This window comes from Pseudomonas sp. NPDC089554, from assembly GCF_050280645.1.
Taxonomy (GTDB): Bacteria; Pseudomonadota; Gammaproteobacteria; order Pseudomonadales; family Pseudomonadaceae; genus Aquipseudomonas.
Genome location: NZ_JBNNVR010000009.1, coordinates 1 through 20657 on the forward strand (window position 1 = coordinate 1; position 20657 = coordinate 20657).

At 64.5% G+C, this 20657-nt stretch carries 8 protein-coding genes and 3 pseudogenes; 9 read left to right on the forward strand and 2 right to left on the reverse strand.

Going from position 1 to position 20657, the window contains the following annotated elements; all coding sequences use genetic code 11:
* Positions 1-70: 70 nt before the first annotated feature.
* The 4 genes and pseudogenes from ACQKPE_RS04625 to ACQKPE_RS04640 form a co-directional block, all read left to right on the forward strand.
* A pseudogene (locus ACQKPE_RS04625) lies at positions 71-637 on the forward strand (2,3-bisphosphoglycerate-independent phosphoglycerate mutase); the annotation flags it as partial.
* Between the two features lie 110 nt (positions 638-747).
* On the forward strand, positions 748-2040 hold the full coding sequence (locus tag ACQKPE_RS04630) for a murein hydrolase activator EnvC family protein (RefSeq protein ID WP_427663619.1): 1293 nt from the start codon (positions 748-750) through the stop codon (positions 2038-2040).
* Between the two features lie 66 nt (positions 2041-2106).
* The gene (locus tag ACQKPE_RS04635) at positions 2107-3423 is read left to right on the forward strand and encodes a S41 family peptidase (RefSeq protein WP_427663621.1); all 1317 of its coding nucleotides are present in this window, start codon (positions 2107-2109) and stop codon (positions 3421-3423) included.
* Positions 3424-3432: 9 nt separating this feature from the next.
* The gene (locus ACQKPE_RS04640) at positions 3433-4197 is read left to right on the forward strand and encodes a divergent polysaccharide deacetylase family protein (RefSeq protein WP_427663623.1); all 765 of its coding nucleotides are present in this window, start codon (positions 3433-3435) and stop codon (positions 4195-4197) included.
* A 13-nt stretch (positions 4198-4210) separates the two neighbouring features.
* Here ACQKPE_RS04640 and ACQKPE_RS04645 read toward each other — a convergent pair whose 3' ends face one another.
* A complete protein-coding gene (locus ACQKPE_RS04645) occupies positions 4211-8875 on the reverse strand; it encodes a dermonecrotic toxin domain-containing protein (protein WP_427663625.1) in 4665 nt (1554 codons plus the stop codon).
* Positions 8876-8998: 123 nt separating this feature from the next.
* A pseudogene (locus ACQKPE_RS04650) lies at positions 8999-10944 on the reverse strand (BCCT family transporter).
* A gap of 478 nt (positions 10945-11422) precedes the next feature.
* On the opposite strand from ACQKPE_RS04650, the gene betI reads away from it, so the two are divergent.
* From betI to mscK, 5 genes and pseudogenes are all read left to right on the forward strand, one after another.
* Complete coding sequence (gene betI / locus ACQKPE_RS04655) at positions 11423-12085, forward strand: transcriptional regulator BetI (protein WP_427663627.1); 663 nt, start codon at positions 11423-11425, stop codon at positions 12083-12085.
* Positions 12086-12115: 30 nt separating this feature from the next.
* Positions 12116-13584, forward strand: a pseudogene (betB, locus tag ACQKPE_RS04660) (betaine-aldehyde dehydrogenase).
* Positions 13585-13664: 80 nt separating this feature from the next.
* Complete coding sequence (gene betA, locus ACQKPE_RS04665) at positions 13665-15362, forward strand: choline dehydrogenase (RefSeq protein WP_427663628.1); 1698 nt, start codon at positions 13665-13667, stop codon at positions 15360-15362.
* Positions 15363-15560: 198 nt separating this feature from the next.
* Complete coding sequence (locus ACQKPE_RS04670; protein ID WP_427663630.1) at positions 15561-17303, forward strand: potassium/proton antiporter; 1743 nt, start codon at positions 15561-15563, stop codon at positions 17301-17303.
* Positions 17304-17339: 36 nt separating this feature from the next.
* On the forward strand, positions 17340-20642 hold the full coding sequence (gene mscK, locus ACQKPE_RS04675) for a mechanosensitive channel MscK (protein WP_427663632.1): 3303 nt from the start codon (positions 17340-17342) through the stop codon (positions 20640-20642).
* Positions 20643-20657: the final 15 nt, after the last annotated feature.

The following is a 20657-nucleotide window of genomic DNA, read 5'->3' on the forward strand; positions in this document are numbered from 1 at the left end:
GGCCTGGCCTATGGCACCTTGCGCCTGACCACCGATGTTCCGGCCAAGCGGGCGTTCCTCAAGCAGTTGCAAGACCCAGCTGCGCATCGCCGAGACCGAAAAGTACGCCCACGTGACGTTCTTCTTCTCGGGCGGGCGCGAGGAGCCGTTCGACGGCGAAGAGCGCATCCTGATCCCGTCGCCGAAGGTCGCCACCTATGACCTCCAGCCAGAGATGAGCGCGCCGGAAGTCACCGACCGCATTGTCGAGGCCATCGAGCAGCAGCGCTTCGATGTGATCGTGGTCAACTACGCCAACGGCGACATGGTCGGCCACACCGGCGTGTTCGACGCCGCGGTCAAGGCCGTGGAAGCCCTGGATGGCTGCGTCGGGCGCATTGTCGAGGCCCTCGGCAAGGTGGGTGGCGAAGCGCTGATCACCGCCGACCACGGCAACGTCGAGCAAATGGAAGACGAATGCACCGGCCAAGCGCACACCGCCCACACCACCGAGCCTGTGCCCTTCATCTATGTTGGCGAGCGCGACCTGAAGGTGCGTGAAGGCGGCGTGCTGGCCGACGTGGCGCCGACCATGCTCAAGCTGCTGGGCCTGGAAAAGCCCGAGGAAATGACCGGTACGTCGATCCTGGTCGACTGATCACTGCCCGGTTTCCAGACAAACGCCCCGCCGCATCTGCCGCGGGGCGTTTTTTTTGCCGCCCCGCGCGGGCATACTAGGCCGGTCTCCAGCCCTGGTACGCCCATTCCATGCTCCGCGCCCTGATACTCCTAGCCCTGTCATGCCTGTTCGTCCCGGCCTTCGCCGACGAGCGCGCGCAGACCCAGCAACAACTGGACGCCACCCGCCAGGACATCGCCGAGCTGAAGAAAATGCTGGGCAAGCTCCAGGAAGAAAAATCCGGCGTGCAGAAAGACCTCAAGACCACCGAGACCGACATCGGCAACCTCGAGAGACAGGTGGAGGCGTTGCAGCAAGAACTAAAAAAGACCGAGGGCGAACTGGAGCGCCTTGACCACGAGAAAAAAAAACTCCAGTCCGCCCGCGTTGAACAGCAACGCCTGATCGCCATCCAGGCCCGCTCGGCCTACCAGAACAACGGCCGCGAGGAATACCTCAAGCTGCTGCTCAACCAGCAGAACCCCGAGAAATTCGCCCGCACCCTCACCTATTACGACTACCTGAGCAAGGCGCGCATGGAGCAGTTGCGCGCCTTCAACGAAACCCTGCGCCAGTTGTCCGGGGTCGAGCAGGACATCGCCAGCCAGCAGGCGCAACTGCTGGCCCAGCGCGGCAACCTCGACAGCCGCCGCCAGGAACTCGAAGCCGAACGCAGCAAGCGCCAGCAGGTGCTGGCCAAGCTCAACGGCGACTTGAAAGAGCGCGACCAGAAGCTGCAAGCCCGCGAGCAGGACCAGGCCGAACTGACCCAGGTACTCAAGACCATCGAGGAAACACTCGCCCGCCAGGCCCGCGAGGCCGAAGAAGCGCGCCAGAAAGCCTTGTTGGCCCAACAGGAAGCGGAAAAACGCCGCCAGCAGCAAGCCCTGGCCGCCCGCGAGCAGCCTGCCGAAGAGGCGCCGAAGAAGGCCAGCACCACCCTCGGCCCCCTGGTTTCCAGCGACGGTGCCAACTATGGCGGCGCATTTTCTGCCGCTCGCGGAAAACTTCCCTGGCCAGTCAATGGTCGATTGCTGGCACGCTTCGGCGATGCGCGCGGCGGCGACGCCCGGGCCAAGTGGGACGGTGTGATGATCAGCGCCAGCGCCGGCACCCAGGTACGCGCCGTACACGGCGGGCGCGTGGTGTTCGCTGACTGGTTGCGCGGTGCTGGACTTCTGGTCATTCTCGACCATGGTAATGGTTACCTGAGCCTGTACGGCCACAACCAGCGCCTGCTCAAGAGTGCCGGCGACATCGTCAAGGCCGGCGAAGCCATTTCCACCGTCGGCGACAGTGGCGGCCAGGAAAGCGCAGGCTTGTACTTCGCCATTCGCCAGCAGGGCCGCCCGTCGGACCCTTCGCAGTGGTGCCGCGGTTAGCAGTTATTCACGGCGTAACACGCCGATGCTCCCCGGAGCGCCAACAGGATCAGGAGTTCGTTCGACATGCTGCACTCGCCCCGCCTCACCCAGCTGGCCCTGACCATCGCACTGGCGGTAGGCGCCCCCCTGGCCATCGCCGCCGACCCGGCCAAGCCCGCTGCCATGCCAGCCCCCGAGGTGACCAGCAAGGCGCCGCTGCCGCTGGACGAGCTGCGCACCTTCGCCGAGGTCATGGACCGCATCAAGGCCGCCTACGTGGAGCCGGTGGACGACAAGACCCTGCTGGAAAACGCCATCAAGGGCATGCTCAGCAACCTCGACCCGCACTCGGCCTACCTCGGCCCCGAGGACTTCCAGGAACTGCAAGAGAGCACCAGCGGGGAATTCGGTGGGCTGGGCATCGAAGTGGGCATGGAGGACGGCTTCGTCAAGGTGGTCTCGCCCATCGACGACACCCCGGCCTCCCGCGCCGGCATCGAGGCGGGCGACCTGATCGTCAAGATCAACGGCGCCCCCACCCGCGGCCAGACCATGACCGAAGCCGTGGACAAGATGCGCGGCAAGGTCGGCGAGAAAATCACCCTGACCCTGGTACGCGATGGCGGCACGCCGTTCGACGTGACCCTCGCTCGCGCGGTGATCCAGGTGAAAAGCGTGAAGAGCCAGTTGCTGGAAAACGACTACGGCTATATCCGTATCACCCAGTTCCAGGTCAAGACCGGGGACGAAGTGGGCAAGGCCCTGGCCAAGCTGCGCAAGGACAACGGCAAGAAGCTGCGCGGCATGGTGCTGGACCTGCGCAACAACCCCGGCGGCGTGCTGCAATCGGCCGTGGAAGTGGCCGACCACTTCCTGACCAAGGGCCTGATCGTCTACACCAAGGGCCGTATCGCCAACTCCGAGCTGCGCTACTCCGCCGACCCGGCCGACGCCAGCGAAGGCGTGCCATTGGTGGTGCTGATCAACGGCGGCAGCGCCTCGGCGTCCGAGATCGTCGCCGGCGCCCTGCAAGACCAGAAACGCGGCGTGCTGATGGGTACCGACAGCTTCGGCAAGGGCTCGGTGCAAACCGTGCTGCCACTGGCCAACGACCGCGCGCTCAAGCTCACCACCGCGCTGTACTTCACCCCCAACGGCCGCTCCATCCAGGCCCAGGGCATTGTCCCGGACATCGAAGTGCGCCCGGCCAAGCTCACCGCCGAAGCCGACAACGAAGCCTTCAAGGAAGCCGACCTGCAAGGTCACCTGGGCAATGGCAACGGCGGCGCCGACCGCCCGAGCGGCAGCAGCAAGCGCAAGGAGCGCCCACAGGACAACGACTTCCAGCTGAGCCAGGCGCTGAGCTTGCTCAAGGGCCTGAACATCACCAAGGGCGACTGACTGCCCGCCATGCGTTCGTTGTTCCTAGCGTTGCTCCTCTGCCTGGCCGGCACCGCCCACGCGGCGCCGGCCAAGGCCTACCTGAGCATCATCATCGACGACCTGGGCCAGAGCGCCGAACGCGACAGCCGCACCCTGGCGCTGCCCGGCCCGGTGACGATGGCGATCATGCCCGACACCCCCCACGCCACCGACTTCGCCCGCCAGGCCCACAAGGCCGGGCGCGAGGTGATCCTGCACATGCCCATGGACCCAGCCACCGGCCCCTACGCCTGGCACCCCGGCATCACCATCGACGAGCTGGCCAAGCGCCTGGACGCAGCGCTGGCCAAGGTGCCGTTCGCGGCCGGCATCAACAACCACATGGGCAGCCGCATGACTGCCCAGCGCGAGCCGATGCATTGGTTGATGGGTGAATTGCAGCGGCGCCAGCTGTTCTTCGTCGACAGCCGCACCAGCGCTGCCACCGTGGCTGCAGCCGAGGCGCAGTCCCAGGGTCTGGCGCACGTTTCCCGGGATGTGTTCCTGGATGACATACGTACCGTCGAAGCGATCACCGAACAGCTGCGCCAGGGCGTGGCGCTGGCCCGCAAGCAGGGCTCGGCCGTGCTGATCGGTCACCCTTACCCGCAAACCCTCGAGGTGCTGGAAAAGCAGATGCCCCAGCTGAAAAGCCAGGGCATCGAGGTGATCGGCCTGCAACAGATGATCGCCGAGCGCAGCAACCAGGCCATGCCAGCCCATGGCCGCCACGGTCGCTACGCCAACCACTGAGCGGCCTTGCACATCAGTAGAACGGGATGATGCCTTGCGCCTGGGCAAGCGTCAGCGGCCCTCGGTGAATCCGCAGGTTTTGCTTGGCGAGCTTTTTCGCGTCCTCGGGCCCATAGTGACGCTGCGCCCAGGTTTTCAGGTGCCCACGCGTGAAGTCGGTGGCATTGTCGGCCTGCTCGTTGAAATGGAAATGCGCGACCCATAGCGGCCGGCTGTTGCGGGCATCCGGCTTGGGCAACAGGCGGATGATGTACTCGTCCATGGCACTGTCATCGGCCAACGTCTTGCGTGGCGGGTTGTACGCCACCCGCAGCAACCCCTTCTCATGCAAGTAGCGCAATGCCTCGGCGTCTGGGTAGGGCGTCTTCGAATACAGCGTGACCAACAGCGACTGCAAGCGCACAGTCCACTCCCCCAGACGCTGCCTGAGCAGCAGCGCGGTAGGCGTCTGCTGCCCCTCGAACGCCTGCTCGAAACCCCGAAGTTTGCTCACATGAGCCTCTACCAGTTGCTCCAGCAAGTGGTGGCTGACGTTGTTGTCCACGTACTCCTGCGCTTTTTCCTGAACCGCGACGTCCTTGCCCAATATCTTGAGCGCCTTTGTCGTAAGTTCAGCGTCAGCAGCAGAAGGCGGCACGACCTCGGGCTCAGCGGCCACATCGACCCAGGCCTGACCTACCCGCTTGAATTGCTGCAGGACCGCTTTGGTCGCCGGGTCGCAGACATTCAAGAAGGTCTCCCCCTCTACTGTGACCAGGTCACCGACCAGAATCTGCCCGTTGCGCGCACGCACTACCCCCCGGGGTGTCTCGCTGGGCACGTACGCACTCATCATCTGCACGCCGCCACCCTCCTCCTCGCCGACCGAACCTGCAATCAACTTGCCGGCATCGTCCTTGAGCGCCTGGAGGGTCTGCGCGTAGCGCTCGAACATGGGCAGGTTGACCAGGTTGTCATCGGCATCGCGCTTGATATCGACCAAGTTGATCAAGGCGGCGCTGTACTCGTCCCAGGCCACTTGCAACACCTCGATCCGGTCGGCGGCATCCAGGTTGCCCACGCTCACTTCGCCATGGGCATAGGCTGCGGCCCGCAAGCGGGTGCCCATGAGCTGCTCGTAGTAGCCCGGCAACCTGTCGAGGGGGTCTTCCTGGTCAAAGTTTATCGCCAGGTCGCTGTAGTGCATCGCTTGCTGGAAGAGGAAATCCACTGTCGTTAGCGTGCGCTCATACTTGATCCACTCGATGCGGATCTCGGGCTGGCCAGCCATCTCCGGGATCATCACGGTATTGGCCGGCACTTCGGGAATGAACCGGTCCATCAATGCGCTGGCCTTGACGAGCCGCGCCTGTATCCCCACCAAGTGCTCCAGGCCCTGCCTGTAGTCACGGTACTTGGCCAGCAGTTCCCCCTCGATGACCCGACCGTGCAGATCATTGCTCAACGCCCTGATCTTGGGGTAGCCCGCGATGATCGGCAAGCGTGCGAGGACAACGCGACATAAACGGATGGCGGTGTCGCGGGCGGTAGCGCGGGTATCGATGAAGTACTGGGGCACTTGATCGGAAGTGACCCGCGGACGCTTGAGCAGGTCCAGTATTTCATCGGTCTCAGCCACCAGTTGCACGCACAAGTCGACCAGGCCTTCGACACTGTCGACATAACGGCTCACTGCCTGCTCGTAGACCAAGGCCTGCGTTTCTATCTTGCCAACGACCCCCGCCATCAACCGCTCGTAGTCCGCGCTCGACAACGAAGCTTTGTTGGATTCGGTGTTCTCCTTCAAGGCGTAGTAGTTCTGCAAGGTCGTCAACGCTTCGAGCTCGGTAATGTTCAAACCTGTACTCGTGCTGTTGTCGCTGACGATGCGCGCGCTCAACACATTGATATTGGCATTCAGCGCATCGAACCGCGCTTGCGCCTGGCGCCTGCCGACTGGCGCGCCCCCCAGCCCGAAGCCATCGACGCGGATCCGCCACTGGCCATCGTTGTACAACAGCGGGCCTTTCTCGCCAGCAGGCCCGACAACCCGCCGCCCCATCTCATCGACCTGCACCTCATAGGGCTCGCCATACAAGGTGACGTAGCGCCGTCCGTCGAGCAGGCTCAGGCCATCGACCAACACGCCAGCAGCCAGGTCGACCTCAGCCTTGTAGGGCAACAGCATTCGACGCTGCTGCACCGGCCCCGGCCCCCAGCCATGCCCGAGCGCCACGTGCCCGGCCCACGCCTGCAACACCTGGTCGGTCGGCTCATGGACAACCTCCACGCTGTCCTGGGGCAATTGCAGCGGGGTACGCGACGCGGGCTCGCCCAGGCTGATCGGCGCGGCCTCGAGGGACATGACCCTGGCGTGGGTATTCGGCAAGCGTGCATGCATCAGCACAAGCGCGAAGCTGGCAAGCAGGTTGACAGCCTTCACCGCCCCAGCGCCATCGACTTGCGGCGCATCATCCTGTTCCAGCCATGGCTCCAGCATGCCGACAACCCACGCCACAGCACCGACCGGGCCGCGCAACAGGGGGGTGACAAAGTCGAACAGCAACCAGGCAAAGCGCCCAATGACGTGCCAGCGCTCCTCGCTGTTGGAGGTGGACTGCCGGTCGGCCAGCACCTGCAAGGCCTGGCGTTTGTCCTCGAACAGCCAGGTATCGATGTCGGCCTTGAACGGCTTGAGCCACAGGCTGACCGGCTGTACCGGCTGCGGCCAGAGGCTCGTGTCGAAGATCACCCGGCGCAGGTGCGGCTCCAGGAAACCGCCATTGGCATAGACCCGGAACACCGAGTCGGGCAACCAGTGCAACACGCTGTCCTGCAACTCGCCCGATTGCGCCAGGGCCGCCATCAGTGCAGCACGGTCAGCGAAGTGCATGAGCGGTGCATCGCGGTACAAGGGGCGGTACAGCAGCAGCGCCTGGGGTCGCTGCACCTCGATGACGTACATGCAGGTGGCCACGTCGCGCTGGCTGTCGCCCTCCTGCGCCCTGAACCCCAGGGGCGAAAGGTCGATGTTGCTCTTGAGGTCGCGCCGGCTGCGGCAGAACTCGGCCAGTGCCTGCCAGCACTCAGCGTCCAGCACACCATCGACCTTCGCCTTGAGCCCATCGAAGAACAGCGCGCTGCGCCATTCCAACGTGAAACGCTCGATGCGCTCGGCACGCTGTTCAGGCGCCGCGAGCAACGCTTCGACATAGCCGGGATAGGCGCCCCCGACATCGACCCGCTCGACCAGGTCCACCACATAGGTTGGCGTCATCCAATTCATGATCAGTTGCTCGTCGCGGTGAGTGAGCTGGGTGATCACCGCGTCCTGCAGGCCCTTGAGCCGGTCGATGGCGAACTGCGTCAGGCTCATGCTGCCGATCGCCCGAAGCTGCACAGGCAGTTCCGGGTCTACCGTCGGGTCGGGAATGGACAGGTGCAGCACCAAGTCGTCAGGGAAATAGTTGGCCTCCACCGGGTAGTCCTCCAGCAGCACCTCGCGCAGGCGCCGCGCGGCGTAGGCCTGGAGGCTCTGCACCCCCTCGAGCGAGGAGCGTCCCTGCCAGCGCGTCTGGGCGATGGCCAGGTCGAGCATCGCCACCTGGTAGGCAAAACGATCCTCGCTGGCAGCGGTGTTCAGCCAGTCGGGAACGCTGGACGGGGTGTCGCTCTCGCCGAAGAACGCATCGTCGAGAAAGTACCTGGACGGGTCGGTGATCTCGGCCATGACCTGTTCGAGTGCTTCCCTGCTGGTGAGCGACGACAGCCGTACACGCTCAAGGTCTTGCAGCAGGCTGTTCAACAGCAAGCCCGACTGCTGCTGGAAAGGGTCGCCCTGGAACGTTCGACGCCGCCAGTCCAGCCGGTCGAACTGCGAAAGCGGCACCTCAGACCGATGCAGGTACTGCTCGAAGTCTTGCAACGACGCGAATGCCTGGAACAACCCGGATGGCACACAGAGCACCACCAGGCTGCGCTCCTCACGCTCGGCCTCGAGCAACAGCCCAGGCAGCAAGCGGCTGAAGGTCTCGTCCCCGACTTGATAATCCAGCTCGACGACCGACACCGAAAGGCCCTTGTCCATGCCCAGCAGCATGTCATACAGAACGTTGCGCTCATCGCTGCCCAGGTTCGAATAGCTGATGTTGCCCAGCAATGCCACCCGCAATACCTGGCGCATCCAGGCGTGTCGGCTGACGCCGGTCACGTCCGGGGTAATCGCATCGTCCTCGTTCCAGAAGCGCACCTGAGCCTTCTGAAAGCTGACTAGCAAGGTCGCCAGGACGGCATTGAGGTCATCGTTCAGGGGCGCCAATGCCAGCAAGCTACTGCCCTGGCCCGCGTCATAACGATTGCCGCTCAGGCCTTCGAGCGTGTAATCCAGGTACTCCTCGGCGAAGGGCCTGAACTTGAGCTTGTCGCTTGCACCGAAGGCAACGACGTAGCCCTGCACATAGGCATCGAGCAGCAGGGACAGCAGCCGCTCGGGCTGCAAGGTGCCATCGGCACCCGGCCGCACCAGGGTGTAGGGCTCACTCTGGTGGTGATCGATGGCTTCTGCCGCATGACCGGGGTAATGCGTGGCGACGACCTTGAAGAACGCCTCGCTGAGCACGTTTCGCAAGGTGGGGCGGTAAGCGAACTGCCTGGCGACAGCTCGCCTGAGCGTAGCGGGTTGCGATGGGGCATTGGACATGATGTGGACCCTGGTCGAAGAACGAGGGGTCCACGCTAGGCGTTGCCCCTCCAGACCTGGCGCTACTCATTCACCACCCAGCAGGGCCCTGCTCGAACACGCAGGGCCCTCGATCGATCGAACTCAGCTGTAGACGCGCCCCAGCAGTTGGCGATGGCTCTCGAACTGGTCGAATACGTCGCGCACCATCTGCTCGGGGGTGAAGCCCATCAGGTCGTACTCCTGGCTGCCGTCGTGCAGGTACACCTCGGCGCGGTAGAAGCGCTGGCGTACTTCCGGCGCACCCTCCACCGGTGCCTCGCTCGGCGCGGCCAGGTAGCCGTCCAGGCTCACCTCGTAGACGAAGGGGTTGCCCTCTTCCATCATCACCCGCAGGCCCATCATGCTGCGCGCCTGGCCCACCCGGGTCTCGACGCTGAAGCCCTGAGCGCGCAGCTGCTCGGCAGCTTCCTTGAGCGCCGGGCTGACGTGGCGGTCCATGAAGCGCTGCACCACCGCCTGGGTCGGTTGCAGCTCAAGCGCAGTCAGGCGCTCGCTGAAGCCGCGGCGGCCACGGGCGGCCAGCTCGGCACGCTCCTGCTCGACCGCCACGTCCTGCTTCATGGCCTTGTACAAGCCGAACATGAACAGCACCAGCACCACCGAGAACGGCAGCCCGGCCAGCACCACCATGGTCTGCATGGCTTCGAAGTTGCCGGCGAACAGCAGCCCGATGGTCACCAGGGTGATCACCACCGACCAGAACACCACCATCCAGTGCGGGGCGTCTTCATCCACCTTGCCGCCCTTGCAGGAAAGGTTGGCCATCATCACCGCGCCCGAGTCCGCCGGGGTGAGGAACAGCACGAAGCCAACGAACACCGCCACGCCGATCACGATCTTGGCCGCCGGGAAGTACTCTAGCAGCTGGTAGATCGACATCGAGGGTTGCTCCAGCGCGGTCTTGCCCAGCTCCACGGCGCCCTGGTTGATCACCAGGTCCAGCGCGGTGTTGCCGAAGATCGACAGCCACGCCAGGGTGAAGCCCAGTGGGATCAGCAACACGCCACTGACCAGCTGGCGCACAGTGCGGCCCTTGGAGATACGCGCGATGAACATGCCCACGAACGGGCCCCAGGAAATCCACCAGGCCCAGTAGAACACGGTCCACAGCCCAGCCAGCGCTCGGACTTGCCGGGCTCGCCCTCGTACACGTACAGGTCGAAGGTTTTGAGCACGATGCCATTGAGGTAGTCGCCGACGTTCTGCACGAAGCCATTGAGCAGGTGCAGGGTTTCGCCGCCCAGCAACACGAACAGCAGCAGGCCGCTGAACAGCATGATGTTCAGGTTGGACAACCGACGAATGCCGTTCTCCACGCCCGACACCGCCGCCACGGTGGCCACGCCGGCCATCACCAGAATCACCACCAGCAGGTTGGTCTTGCTGTGGTCCATGCCGAACAGGTATTCCAGGCCCGAGGCCACCTGCATCGAGCCGATCCCCAGGTTGGTCACCAGGCCCAGCAGGGTCACGAACATGCCGAAGATGTCCACCGCGTTACCTGCCGCGCCCTTGACCCAGCGCTCGCCCACCAGCGGGTACAGCGCCGAACGCAGCGCCAGCGGCTGGTTGTGGCGGTAGGCGAAATAACCCACGGCCAGGCCGACCAGGGCGTAGATCGCCCAGCCGTGCAGGCCCCAATGCAGGAAGGTCAGTTGCAGGCCCTGACGCGCGGCTTCAAGGCTGGCCGGCGTGCCTTCGGGCGGATTGAAATAGTGGTCCAGCGGCTCGGAGGCGCCGAAGTACAGCAGCGAAATACCGATACCCGAGGAGAACAGCATGCCGGCCCAGGCGCCGTAGCTGAAGTCGGGGGTGTCGTCCTTGCCGCCCAGCTTGAGCTTGCCGTAGTCGGAGAAGGCAATGGCGACCACGAACACCAGGTAGCCGCAGATCACCAGCATGTAGTACCAGCCGAAGGTGCGCGTCAGCCATTTCTGGGCCACACCCAGGACCTGGCCAGCGGTTTCGGGAACAGCGATCAACAAGGCAGTCAGAACGAGGATCATCAACGCCGAGGTGAAGAACACCACGCGGTTGACCCGTACCCTCTCGGCGGGGGGTTTGGTTAGGGAGGCAGAACTCATTGCACGAAGGCTCCGGGGAGTGCGGCAGTGGAGGCTAATCAGTGATTTCCCGCGCAATTGGTGCAATAGCCCCACTGCTACAGGTGTTATAAAAGCAACCTGGAAACCGTGATCCCGAATCGAATCGTTGCAAAAAAACAGATCCAGGCCCGCTCCAAAGGCCCTGCCGCGCGGCCTGTGACCGTTCGGCAGAATCTGCAACTCGCCTCGCTCGTGCCCGTCAACGCCTTGTATTCCGGGGGTTACGCGATTTCCTGGGGTGCCAGTTCGTGCCTGCTTGAACGCCCTTGAGGGTGTCAATGGCACAAATTGTCGCAGAGCTTATTCTTTATTGATTGAACGTTCAATCAAAACAAAATAGACTGGCCTTCGCCGAGGCAGCCGCTCGTCGTCTGCTCGCAGGCCTGAGGAGAATCGCAAGATGCCCAAGGTCGGTATGCAACCCATCCGCCGCCAGCAGTTGATCGACGCCACATTGCAGGCGGTCGATCAGGTCGGGCTGGGAGATGCCAGCATTGCGCTGATTGCCCGTTTGGCCGGTGTGTCGAACGGTATCATCAGTCACTACTTTCAGGACAAGAACGGCCTGATCGCAGCGACCATGCGCCACCTCATGAACGCGTTGAGCGAAGGCACCGTCGCCCGTCGACAAGCCCTCACCGACGACAGCCCGCGGGCGCACCTGCAGGTGATCATCGAAGGCAACTTCGACGCCACCCAGGTCAGCGGCCCGGCAATGAAGACCTGGTTGGCCTTTTGGGCCGCCAGCATGCACCAGCCGTCGTTGCACAGGTTGCAGCGGATCAACGATCACCGCCTGTATTCCAACCTGTGCTTCCAGTTCCGCCGGGTGTTGCCGCGCGATGACGCGCGCAGCGCGGCGCGCGGGCTGGCCGCCTTGATCGACGGCCTGTGGCTGCGTGGCGCCCTGTCGGGAGATGCCTTCGATACCGACCAGGCAGTACGGATCGCTTACGAATACATGGATCAACAACTGGCTAAGCAGCAGGCCCCGGACACCCAACCGGCCGCTGAACGATCGCGCGACGCGCTTGCCAAACCGGCAGGAGCGCGACGCGGCTAGCCGCACACACACTGCACTTGCGAGGACACTATGGCCCGTTTCGGAACGCAAAAACTCTACATCGATGGTGGTTATGTCGACGCTGGCAGCGATGCCACCTTCGAAGCCATCAACCCAGCCAACGGCGAGGTGCTTGCCCATGTGCAACGCGCCACCCAGGCTGACGTCGAGAAGGCGGTCGAGAGCGCCGAGCGTGGCCAGAAAGTCTGGGCGGCGATGACCGCCATGCAGCGTTCGCGCATCCTGCGCCGTGCCGTCGATATCCTGCGTGAGCGCAACGACGAGCTGGCCATGCTGGAAACCCTGGACACCGGCAAGTCGTACTCCGAAACCCGCTACGTCGACATCGTCACTGGCGCCGATGTACTGGAGTACTACGCAGGCCTGGTGCCGGCCATCGAAGGCGAGCAGATCCCGCTGCGCGAGTCGTCCTTCGTCTACACCCGCCGCGAGCCGCTGGGCGTCACCGCCGGTATCGGCGCATGGAACTACCCGATCCAGATCGCCCTGTGGAAATCCGCCCCGGCCCTGGCCGCTGGCAACGCGATGATCTTCAAGCCTTCGGAAGTCACTTCGCTGACCACCCTGAAGCTGGCCGAGATCTTCACCGAAGCCGGCCTGCCGGATGGCGTGTTCAACGTGCTGACCGGCAGCGGCCGCGAAGTCGGCACCTGGCTGACCGAGCACCCACGCATCGAGAAGGTGTCGTTCACCGGCGGCACCACCACCGGCAAGAAAGTCATGGCCAGCGCCTCGAGCTCCTCGCTCAAGGAAGTGACCATGGAACTGGGCGGCAAGTCGCCGCTGATCATCTGCGACGATGCCGACCTGGACAAGGCCGCCGACATCGCCATGATGGCCAACTTCTACAGCTCCGGTCAGGTCTGCACCAACGGCACCCGCGTGTTCATCCCAGCAGCGATGAAAGCCGCCTTCGAAGCCAAGATCGCCGAGCGCGTAGCGCGCATTCGTGCCGGCAACCCGCAAGACGAAAACACCAACTTCGGCCCGCTGGTGAGCTTCGCGCACATGGAAAGCGTGCTGGGCTACATCGCCAAGGGTAAAGAGGAAGGTGCCCGCGTACTGTGCGGCGGCGAGCGTCTGACCGAGGGTGACTTCGCCAAGGGCGCCTTCGTGGCCCCGACCGTGTTCACCGATTGCACCGACGAGATGACGTCAAGGAAGAGATCTTCGGCCCGGTCATGAGCATCCTCAGCTACGAGACCGAAGAAGAAGTGATCCGCCGCGCCAACGACACCGAGTACGGCCTGGCGGCGGGTGTGTGCACCAACGACATCACCCGCGCCCACCGCATCATCCACAAGCTCGAAGCGGGCATCTGCTGGATCAACGCCTGGGGCGAGTCGCCGGCGGAAATGCCGGTCGGCGGCTACAAGCAGTCGGGCGTCGGCCGTGAGAACGGCGTCAGCTCGCTGGCCCAATACACGCGCATCAAGTCGGTCCAGGTCGAGCTGGGCGGCTACAACTCGGTCTTCTAAGGCCCTGTTCAGCCACGCCCGCGCCCTTGTGCGCGGGCGTTCCCGCTCCCTGCCTACCGCAAAACGAGGGTACTTTTCCCATGTCCCAAGCATTCGACTACATCATCGTCGGCGCAGGCTCGGCCGGTAACACCCTGGCCACTCGCCTGACCGAAGACGCCGGCGTCACCGTATTGCTGCTGGAAGCCGGTGGCCCGGACTACCGCTTCGACTTCCGCACCCAGATGCCCGCCGCCCTGGCCTTCCCACTGCAAGGCCGCCGCTACAACTGGGCCTACGAGACCGACCCGGAACCGCACATGGACGGCCGCCGCATGGAATGTGGCCGCGGCAAGGGCCTGGGTGGTTCCTCGCTGATCAACGGCATGTGCTACATCCGCGGCAACGCCATGGACTTCGACGGCTGGGCCAAGCTGTCAGGCCTGGAAGACTGGGCCTACCTCGACTGCCTGCCGTATTTCCGCAAGGCTGAAACCCGTGACATCGGCCCGAACGACTACCACGGCGGCGAAGGCCCGGTCAGCGTCACCACGCCCAAGGCCGGCAACAACCCGCTGTTCCACGCCATGGTCGAAGCCGGCGTGCAAGCCGGCTATCCGCGCACCGAAGACCTCAACGGCTACCAGCAGGAAGGCTTCGGCCCGATGGACCGCACAGTGACCAAGAAGGGCCGTCGTTCCAGCACCGCCCGTGGTTATCTGGACCAGGCCAAGCAGCGCCCGAACCTGACCATCGTCACCCACGCCCTGAGCGACCGCATCCTGTTCGACGGCAAGCGCGCCGTTGGCGTGACCTACCTGGTCGGCGACAGCGAAGAGCGCGTCGAGGCCCGGGCGCGCAAGGAAGTGATCGTCAGCTCCGGCGCCATCGCTTCGCCACAGCTGCTGCAACGCTCCGGCGTCGGCCCGCGCGCGCTGCTCGAAAGCCTGGATATCCCGGTGGTGCACGAGCTGCCAGGCGTCGGCGAGAACCTTCAGGACCACCTGGAGCTGTACCTGCAGTACGCCTGCACCCAGCCGGTATCGCTGTACCCGTCGCTGCTGTGGTGGAACCAGCCGGCCATTGGCGCCGAGTGGCTGTTCAACGGCACCGGCATCGGCGCCAGCAACCAGTTCGAGGCCGGTGGTTTCATCCGCACTCGCCCTGAGTTCGAGTGGCCGAACATCCAGTACCACTTCCTGCCGGTGGCGATTAACTACAACGGCTCCAACGGCGTGAAGGAGCATGGCTTCCAGGCGCACATGGGCTCGATGCGTTCGCCCAGCCGTGGCCGTATCCAGGCCAAGTCCAAGGACCCACGCCAGCACCCGAGCATCCTGTTCAACTACATGGCAACCGAGCAGGACTGGCAGGAGTTCCGCGACGGCATTCGCCTGACCCGCGAGATCATGGCCCAGCCCGCACTGGATGCGTTCCGTGGCCGCGAGATCAGCCCAGGCGAGCACGTGCAGACCGACGAGCAACTGGACCAGTTCATCCGCGAGCACGCCGAAACCGCCTTCCACCCGTCCTGCTCGTGCAAGATGGGCGACGACGACATGGCGGTGGTCGATGGCCAGGGCCGCGTGCACGGCATGCAGGGCCTGCGCGTGGTGGATGCGTCGATCATGCCGATCATCATCACCGGCAACCTCAACGCCACCACGATCATGATCGCCGAGAAGATCGCCGACCGTATCCGTGGCCGCCAGCCGCTGCCGCGTAGCACTGCCGATTATTACGTGGCGGGTGATGCGCCGGTGAAGGGCAAGGCGATGCGTGAGGTCAAGCAGGGCTGATCGCAGCGTGGCCATCGCGGGCTTGTCCCGCGATGAGGCCTGCCCCTCTAGAAAAGGCACCTTTACGGTGCCTTTTCTACATATGCAGAAACGCTTTACAGCCTGCCAATTCATCAGGTTAGAATCGATTGGCACGCGACCTGCTAGTTCACGACAACAGCACGTCCTCTTCCCCGCGATGTACCGGAGTACCTGCCTTTGGATGCCAGCACCATCAACAGCCTGTTCCTGATCGGCGCATTGCTGGTGGGTGCAAGTATCCTGGTCAGCTCGCTGTCCTCGCGCCTGGGCATTCCTATCCTGGTCATCATTCTCGCGGTCGGCATGGTCGCCGGGGTCGATGGTGGCGGCATCATCTTCAACAACTACCCCGTGGCCTACCTGGTGGGCAACCTGGCCCTGGCCGTGATCCTGCTCGACGGCGGCCTGCGCACGCGGGTGGCGAGTTTCCGCGTAGCACTGTGGCCTGCGCTGTCGCTGGCCACGGTGGGCGTGCTGATCACCACGGGCCTGACCGGCATGGTCGCCGCCTGGCTGTTCGACCTCAGCCTGATGCAAGGCCTGCTGATCGGCGCCATCGTCGGCTCCACCGACGCCGCCGCAGTGTTCTCGCTGCTGGGCGGCAAGGGCCTGAACGAACGGGTGACCGCCACCCTGGAAATCGAATCGGGCAGCAATGACCCGATGGCGGTGTTCCTCACCGTCACCCTGATCGAAATGATCGCCAGCGGCCAGACCGGCCTGCACTGGGGCCTGCTCGGGCACCTGTTGCGCGAATTCGGCATCGGCGGGGTGATGGGCCTGGGCTGCGGCTGGCTGATGCTGCAGCTGGTCAACCGCATCAACCTGGCCAGTGGCTTGTACCCGATCCTGGTGATCGCCGGTGGCCTGGCGGTGTTCTCGCTGACCATCGCCCTGCACGGCAGCGGCTTCCTCGCCGTGTACCTGTGCGGCCTGGTGCTGGGCAACAAGCCGATCCGCAGCCGCCACGGCATCCTGCACATGCTCGATGGCATGGCGTGGCTGGCGCAGATCGGCATGTTCCTGGTGCTCGGCCTGCTGGTCACGCCCCACGACCTGCTGCCCATCGCCTTACCGGCCCTGGGCCTGGCGCTGTGGATGATTCTGGTGGCGCGGCCGCTGTCGGTGGTCGCCGCGCTGCTGCCGTTCAAAGCCTTCCATGGCAAGGAAAAGGGCTTTATTTCCTGGGTCGGCCTGCGCGGCGCGGTGCCGATCATTCTCGCAGTGTTCCCGCTGATGGCCGGGTTGCCGCAGGCACAGCTGTTCTTCAACCTGGCGTTCTTCATCGTGCTGGTGTCGCTGCTGGTGCAAGGCACCAGCCTGCCGTGGATGGCCAAGTTGCTGAAGGTCACCGTACCGCCGGACCCAGCGCCAATTTCCCGCTCCGCGCTCGAGGTGCACATCACCAGCGAGTGGGAGCTGTTCGTCTACCGCCTGGGCGCCGAGAAGTGGTGCATCGGCGCCGCCCTGCGCGAGCTGAAGATGCCCGAAGGCACGCGTATCGCCGCACTGTTCCGCGGCGAGCAGTTGCTTCACCCCTCGGGCAGTACAGTGCTTGAGGTAGGCGACATGCTCTGCGTGATCGGCCACGAACATAACCTGCCGGCCCTGGGCAAACTGTTCAGCCAGGCCCCGCAGCGTGGCCTGGACCTGCGTTTCTTCGGCGACTTCGTACTCGAAGGCGATGCCGAGCTGGGCGCGGTGGCGACGCTGTACGGCCTGAAACTCGACGGCCTGGACGCAAAAATGCCGCTGGCGCAGTTCATCCGACAGAAGGTCGGAGGCGCTCCAGTAGTAGGCGATCAGGTCGAATGGCACGGCACGATCTGGACCGTGGCGACGATGGACGGGAACAAGATCCAGAAAGTCGGCGTCAGATTCCCCGAAGGTACCCGACCCGGCCCCGGGTTGTTCCTCTAAACTCGATTTCCTGCCCAGTACACAAGATTTCTGCCTATGTCCCTGCGTGTGTCCTTGCGCGCAGCCCTGCTGGGGCTGTGCCTGTCTCTCTCGTTCGCCACCCTCGCGGCCGAGGCGCCCACCACCGCCTCCATCCAAGGCAGCCTCGACAAGATTGCCGAGCGCAAGCTGCCCGAAGCCGAGCAGAAAGCCTTGCAACAGGTGCTGGAGCAAACCCTGGCGCAGCTCACCAGCCAGCAGGACAGCGAGAAGAAGCTCGCCGCCCTCAAGCAGCAACTGGCCGACGCGCCCCAGGAAACCCGCGATGCCCAGCGCGAACTGGCCAAGCTCAAGGACAGCAAGGTCACTGCCGTGGCCCAGCGCTACGCCAGCCTCGACGTGCCGCAGCTCGAACGCATGCTCAGCGAGCGCAGCACCCAGCAGGGCGAGCTGCAAAAGGCGCTGTCCGAAGCCAACAGCCTGATCATCAATTCCCAGACCCGCCCGGAACGCGCCCAGGCCGAGATCAGCAACAACCAGACCCGCACCCAGCAGATCAACAACACCCTCAAGGCCGGCAAGGACAACGGCAAGGCCTTGACCAGCGACCAGCGCAACCAGCTCAACGCCGAACTGGCCTCGCTCAATGCCCTGACCCTGCTGCGCCGCCAGGAACTGGCCGGCAACAGCCTGCTGCAAGACCTCGGCAACGCCCGCCACGACCTGCTGATCGAGCGCGCCGCGCGCCTGGAGCAGGAGATTCTCGACCTGCAAACGCTGATCAACGAAAAGCGCCTGGCCCAGTCGCAGCAGACCGTCACCCAGCAGTCGATCGAAGCGCAGAAGGCCGGCGGCAGCACCCTGCTGGCCAACGAGAGCGCGGCCAACCTCAAGCTCTCCGACTACCTGCTCAAGAGCACCGACCGCCTCAACGAACTGACCCAGCAGAACCTGCAGACCAAGCAGCAGCTCGACAGCCTGAGCCAGGCCGACCAGGCGCTGGACGAGCAGATCAACGTGCTCAAGGGCAGCCTGCTGTTGTCGAAGATCCTCTACAAGCAGAAGCAGGCGCTGCCGCACCTGAAGCTCGACCGCGACCTGGCCGACCAGATCGCCGACATCCGCCTGTACCAGTTCGAGGTCAACCAGCAGCGCGAGCAGATCAGCAGCCCGGCCAGCTACGTCGACAAGCTGCTGGCCAGCCAGCCCGAGGAGAGCGTCACACCGCAGCTGCGCAAGGCCCTGCTGGAGGTGGCGCTCACCCGCAGCGACCTGCTCGAGCGCTTGAACCGCGAGTTGTCTGCCCTGCTCAACGAGTCCATCACCCTGCAACTGAACCAGAAGCAACTGCTCAGCACCGCGCAGAACCTGCGCACCACGCTGGAAGAGCAGATGTTCTGGATTCCCAGCAACAAGGCGCTGGACTGGGAATGGCTGCGCTCGGTGCCCGAGCGCCTGGTCGAGCAGGTCGCCAGCCTGCCCTGGGGCTCGGGGGTCAAGGAACTGGTCGATGGCCTGGGCCAGCGCCCGTTGCTGTTCCTGCCGCTGCTGCTGGTGATCGGCGGGCTGCTGTGGCGGCGCAAGTACCTGTATCAGCGCCTGGACAAGGTGCACCAGGACATCGGCCATTTCCGCCGCGACAGCCAGTGGCACACGCCCCAGGCGATCCTGATCAACATCCTCCTGGCGCTGCCACTGAGCCTGGCCCTGGCGCTGGGTAGCTACGCCTTGCAGATCGACGCGCGAGGGCAGAACGCCAACCTCGGCGCGGCGCTGTGGCAACTGGCCCAGGCCTGGCTGGTGTTCTACACCGCCTACCGGGTGTTGGCGCCCGGTGGCGTGGCGGAGGTGCACTTCCGCTGGCACAAGCCGCAGGTCGAGTTCCTGCGTGGCTGGGTGCGCCGCTTGGGTATCGTGGTACTGGCGTTGGTCGGCGTGGTGGCGGTGGCCGAGCACCAGCCTTCGGCGCTGGCCGACGACGTGCTGGGCATCGGCGTGGTGCTGACCTGCTACGCGCTGATGGCCTGGCTGCTCAGCCGCCTGCTGCTGAGCAGCCCGGCGCACCGCGATACCTCGCTGTTCCGCAAGGCTGTCGGGGTGGCCTTCACCGCCCTGCCGATCGCGCTGTTCGTGGCCGTGTGCTTCGGCTACTACTACACCGCCCTGAAGCTCACCGACCGCTTGATCTACACCCTGTACCTGTTGCTGTTCTGGCTGGTGATCGAAGCTGCGTTCGTGCGCGGCCTGGCGGTGGCGGCGCGGCGCCTGGCCTACCAGCGCGCGCTGAGCAAGCGCCAGTCGGCCAAGGAAGGGCTGGACGGCGAAGTGCTGGTCGAGGAGCCGACGCTGGACATCGAGCAGGTCAACCAGCAATCGCTGCGCCTGATTCGCCTGGCCCTGCTCGGCGGCTTCATCGGTGGCCTGTACTGGGTGTGGTCAGACCTGATCACGGTGTTCGCCTACCTCAACAACATCACCCTCTACGAATACAGCAGCGGCACCGGCGCTGCGGCCAGCCTGGTGCCGATCAGCCTGGGCGACCTGCTGGGCGCGCTGGTGATCGCCGGCATCAGCGTGGCGCTGGCCAGCAACCTGCCTGGCCTGCTCGAAGTGCTGGTGCTGTCGCGCCTGAACCTCGCCCAAGGCAGCGCCTACGCCATCACCACGCTGCTGTCTTATGTGATCGCCGGGGTCGGCATCGTCAGCACCCTGGCCACCCTCGGGGTGAGCTGGGACAAGCTGCAATGGCTGGTGGCAGCGCTGTCACTGGGCCTGGGCTTCGGTATGCAGGAGATCTTCGCCAACTTCATCTCCGGCATCATGATCCTGTTCGAACGCCCGGTGCGTATCGGCGACACCATCACCATCGGCAACCTGTCGGGCACGGTGAGCAAGATCCGCATCCGCGCCACCACCATCACCGACTTCGACCGCAAGGACATCATCGTCCCCAACAAGACCTTCATCACCGGCCAGCTGATCAACTGGTCGCTGACCGACACCGTCACCCGGGTGACCCTGAAGCTGGGCATCGACTACGGCTCGGACCTGGACCTGGTGCGCGACCTGCTGCTCAAGGGCGCCCACGACAACCCACGGGTGCTCAAGGACCCGGAGCCGATCGTGTACTTCCTGAACTTCGGCGAGAGCTCGCTGGACCACGAGCTGCGCATGCACGTGCGCGACCTGGGCGACCGCAACCCGACCCTGGACGAGATCAACCGCTACATCAACCGCGAGTTCAAGGCGCACAACATCAAGATCTCGGTGCGCCAGGTGGAGGTGTTCCTGATGGATACCCAGGGCGGCAAGCAGCAGTTGATCGTGCAAGAGGGCGGCGACAGCGCCAAGCCCGCGTGACTGGACGCCACCGCA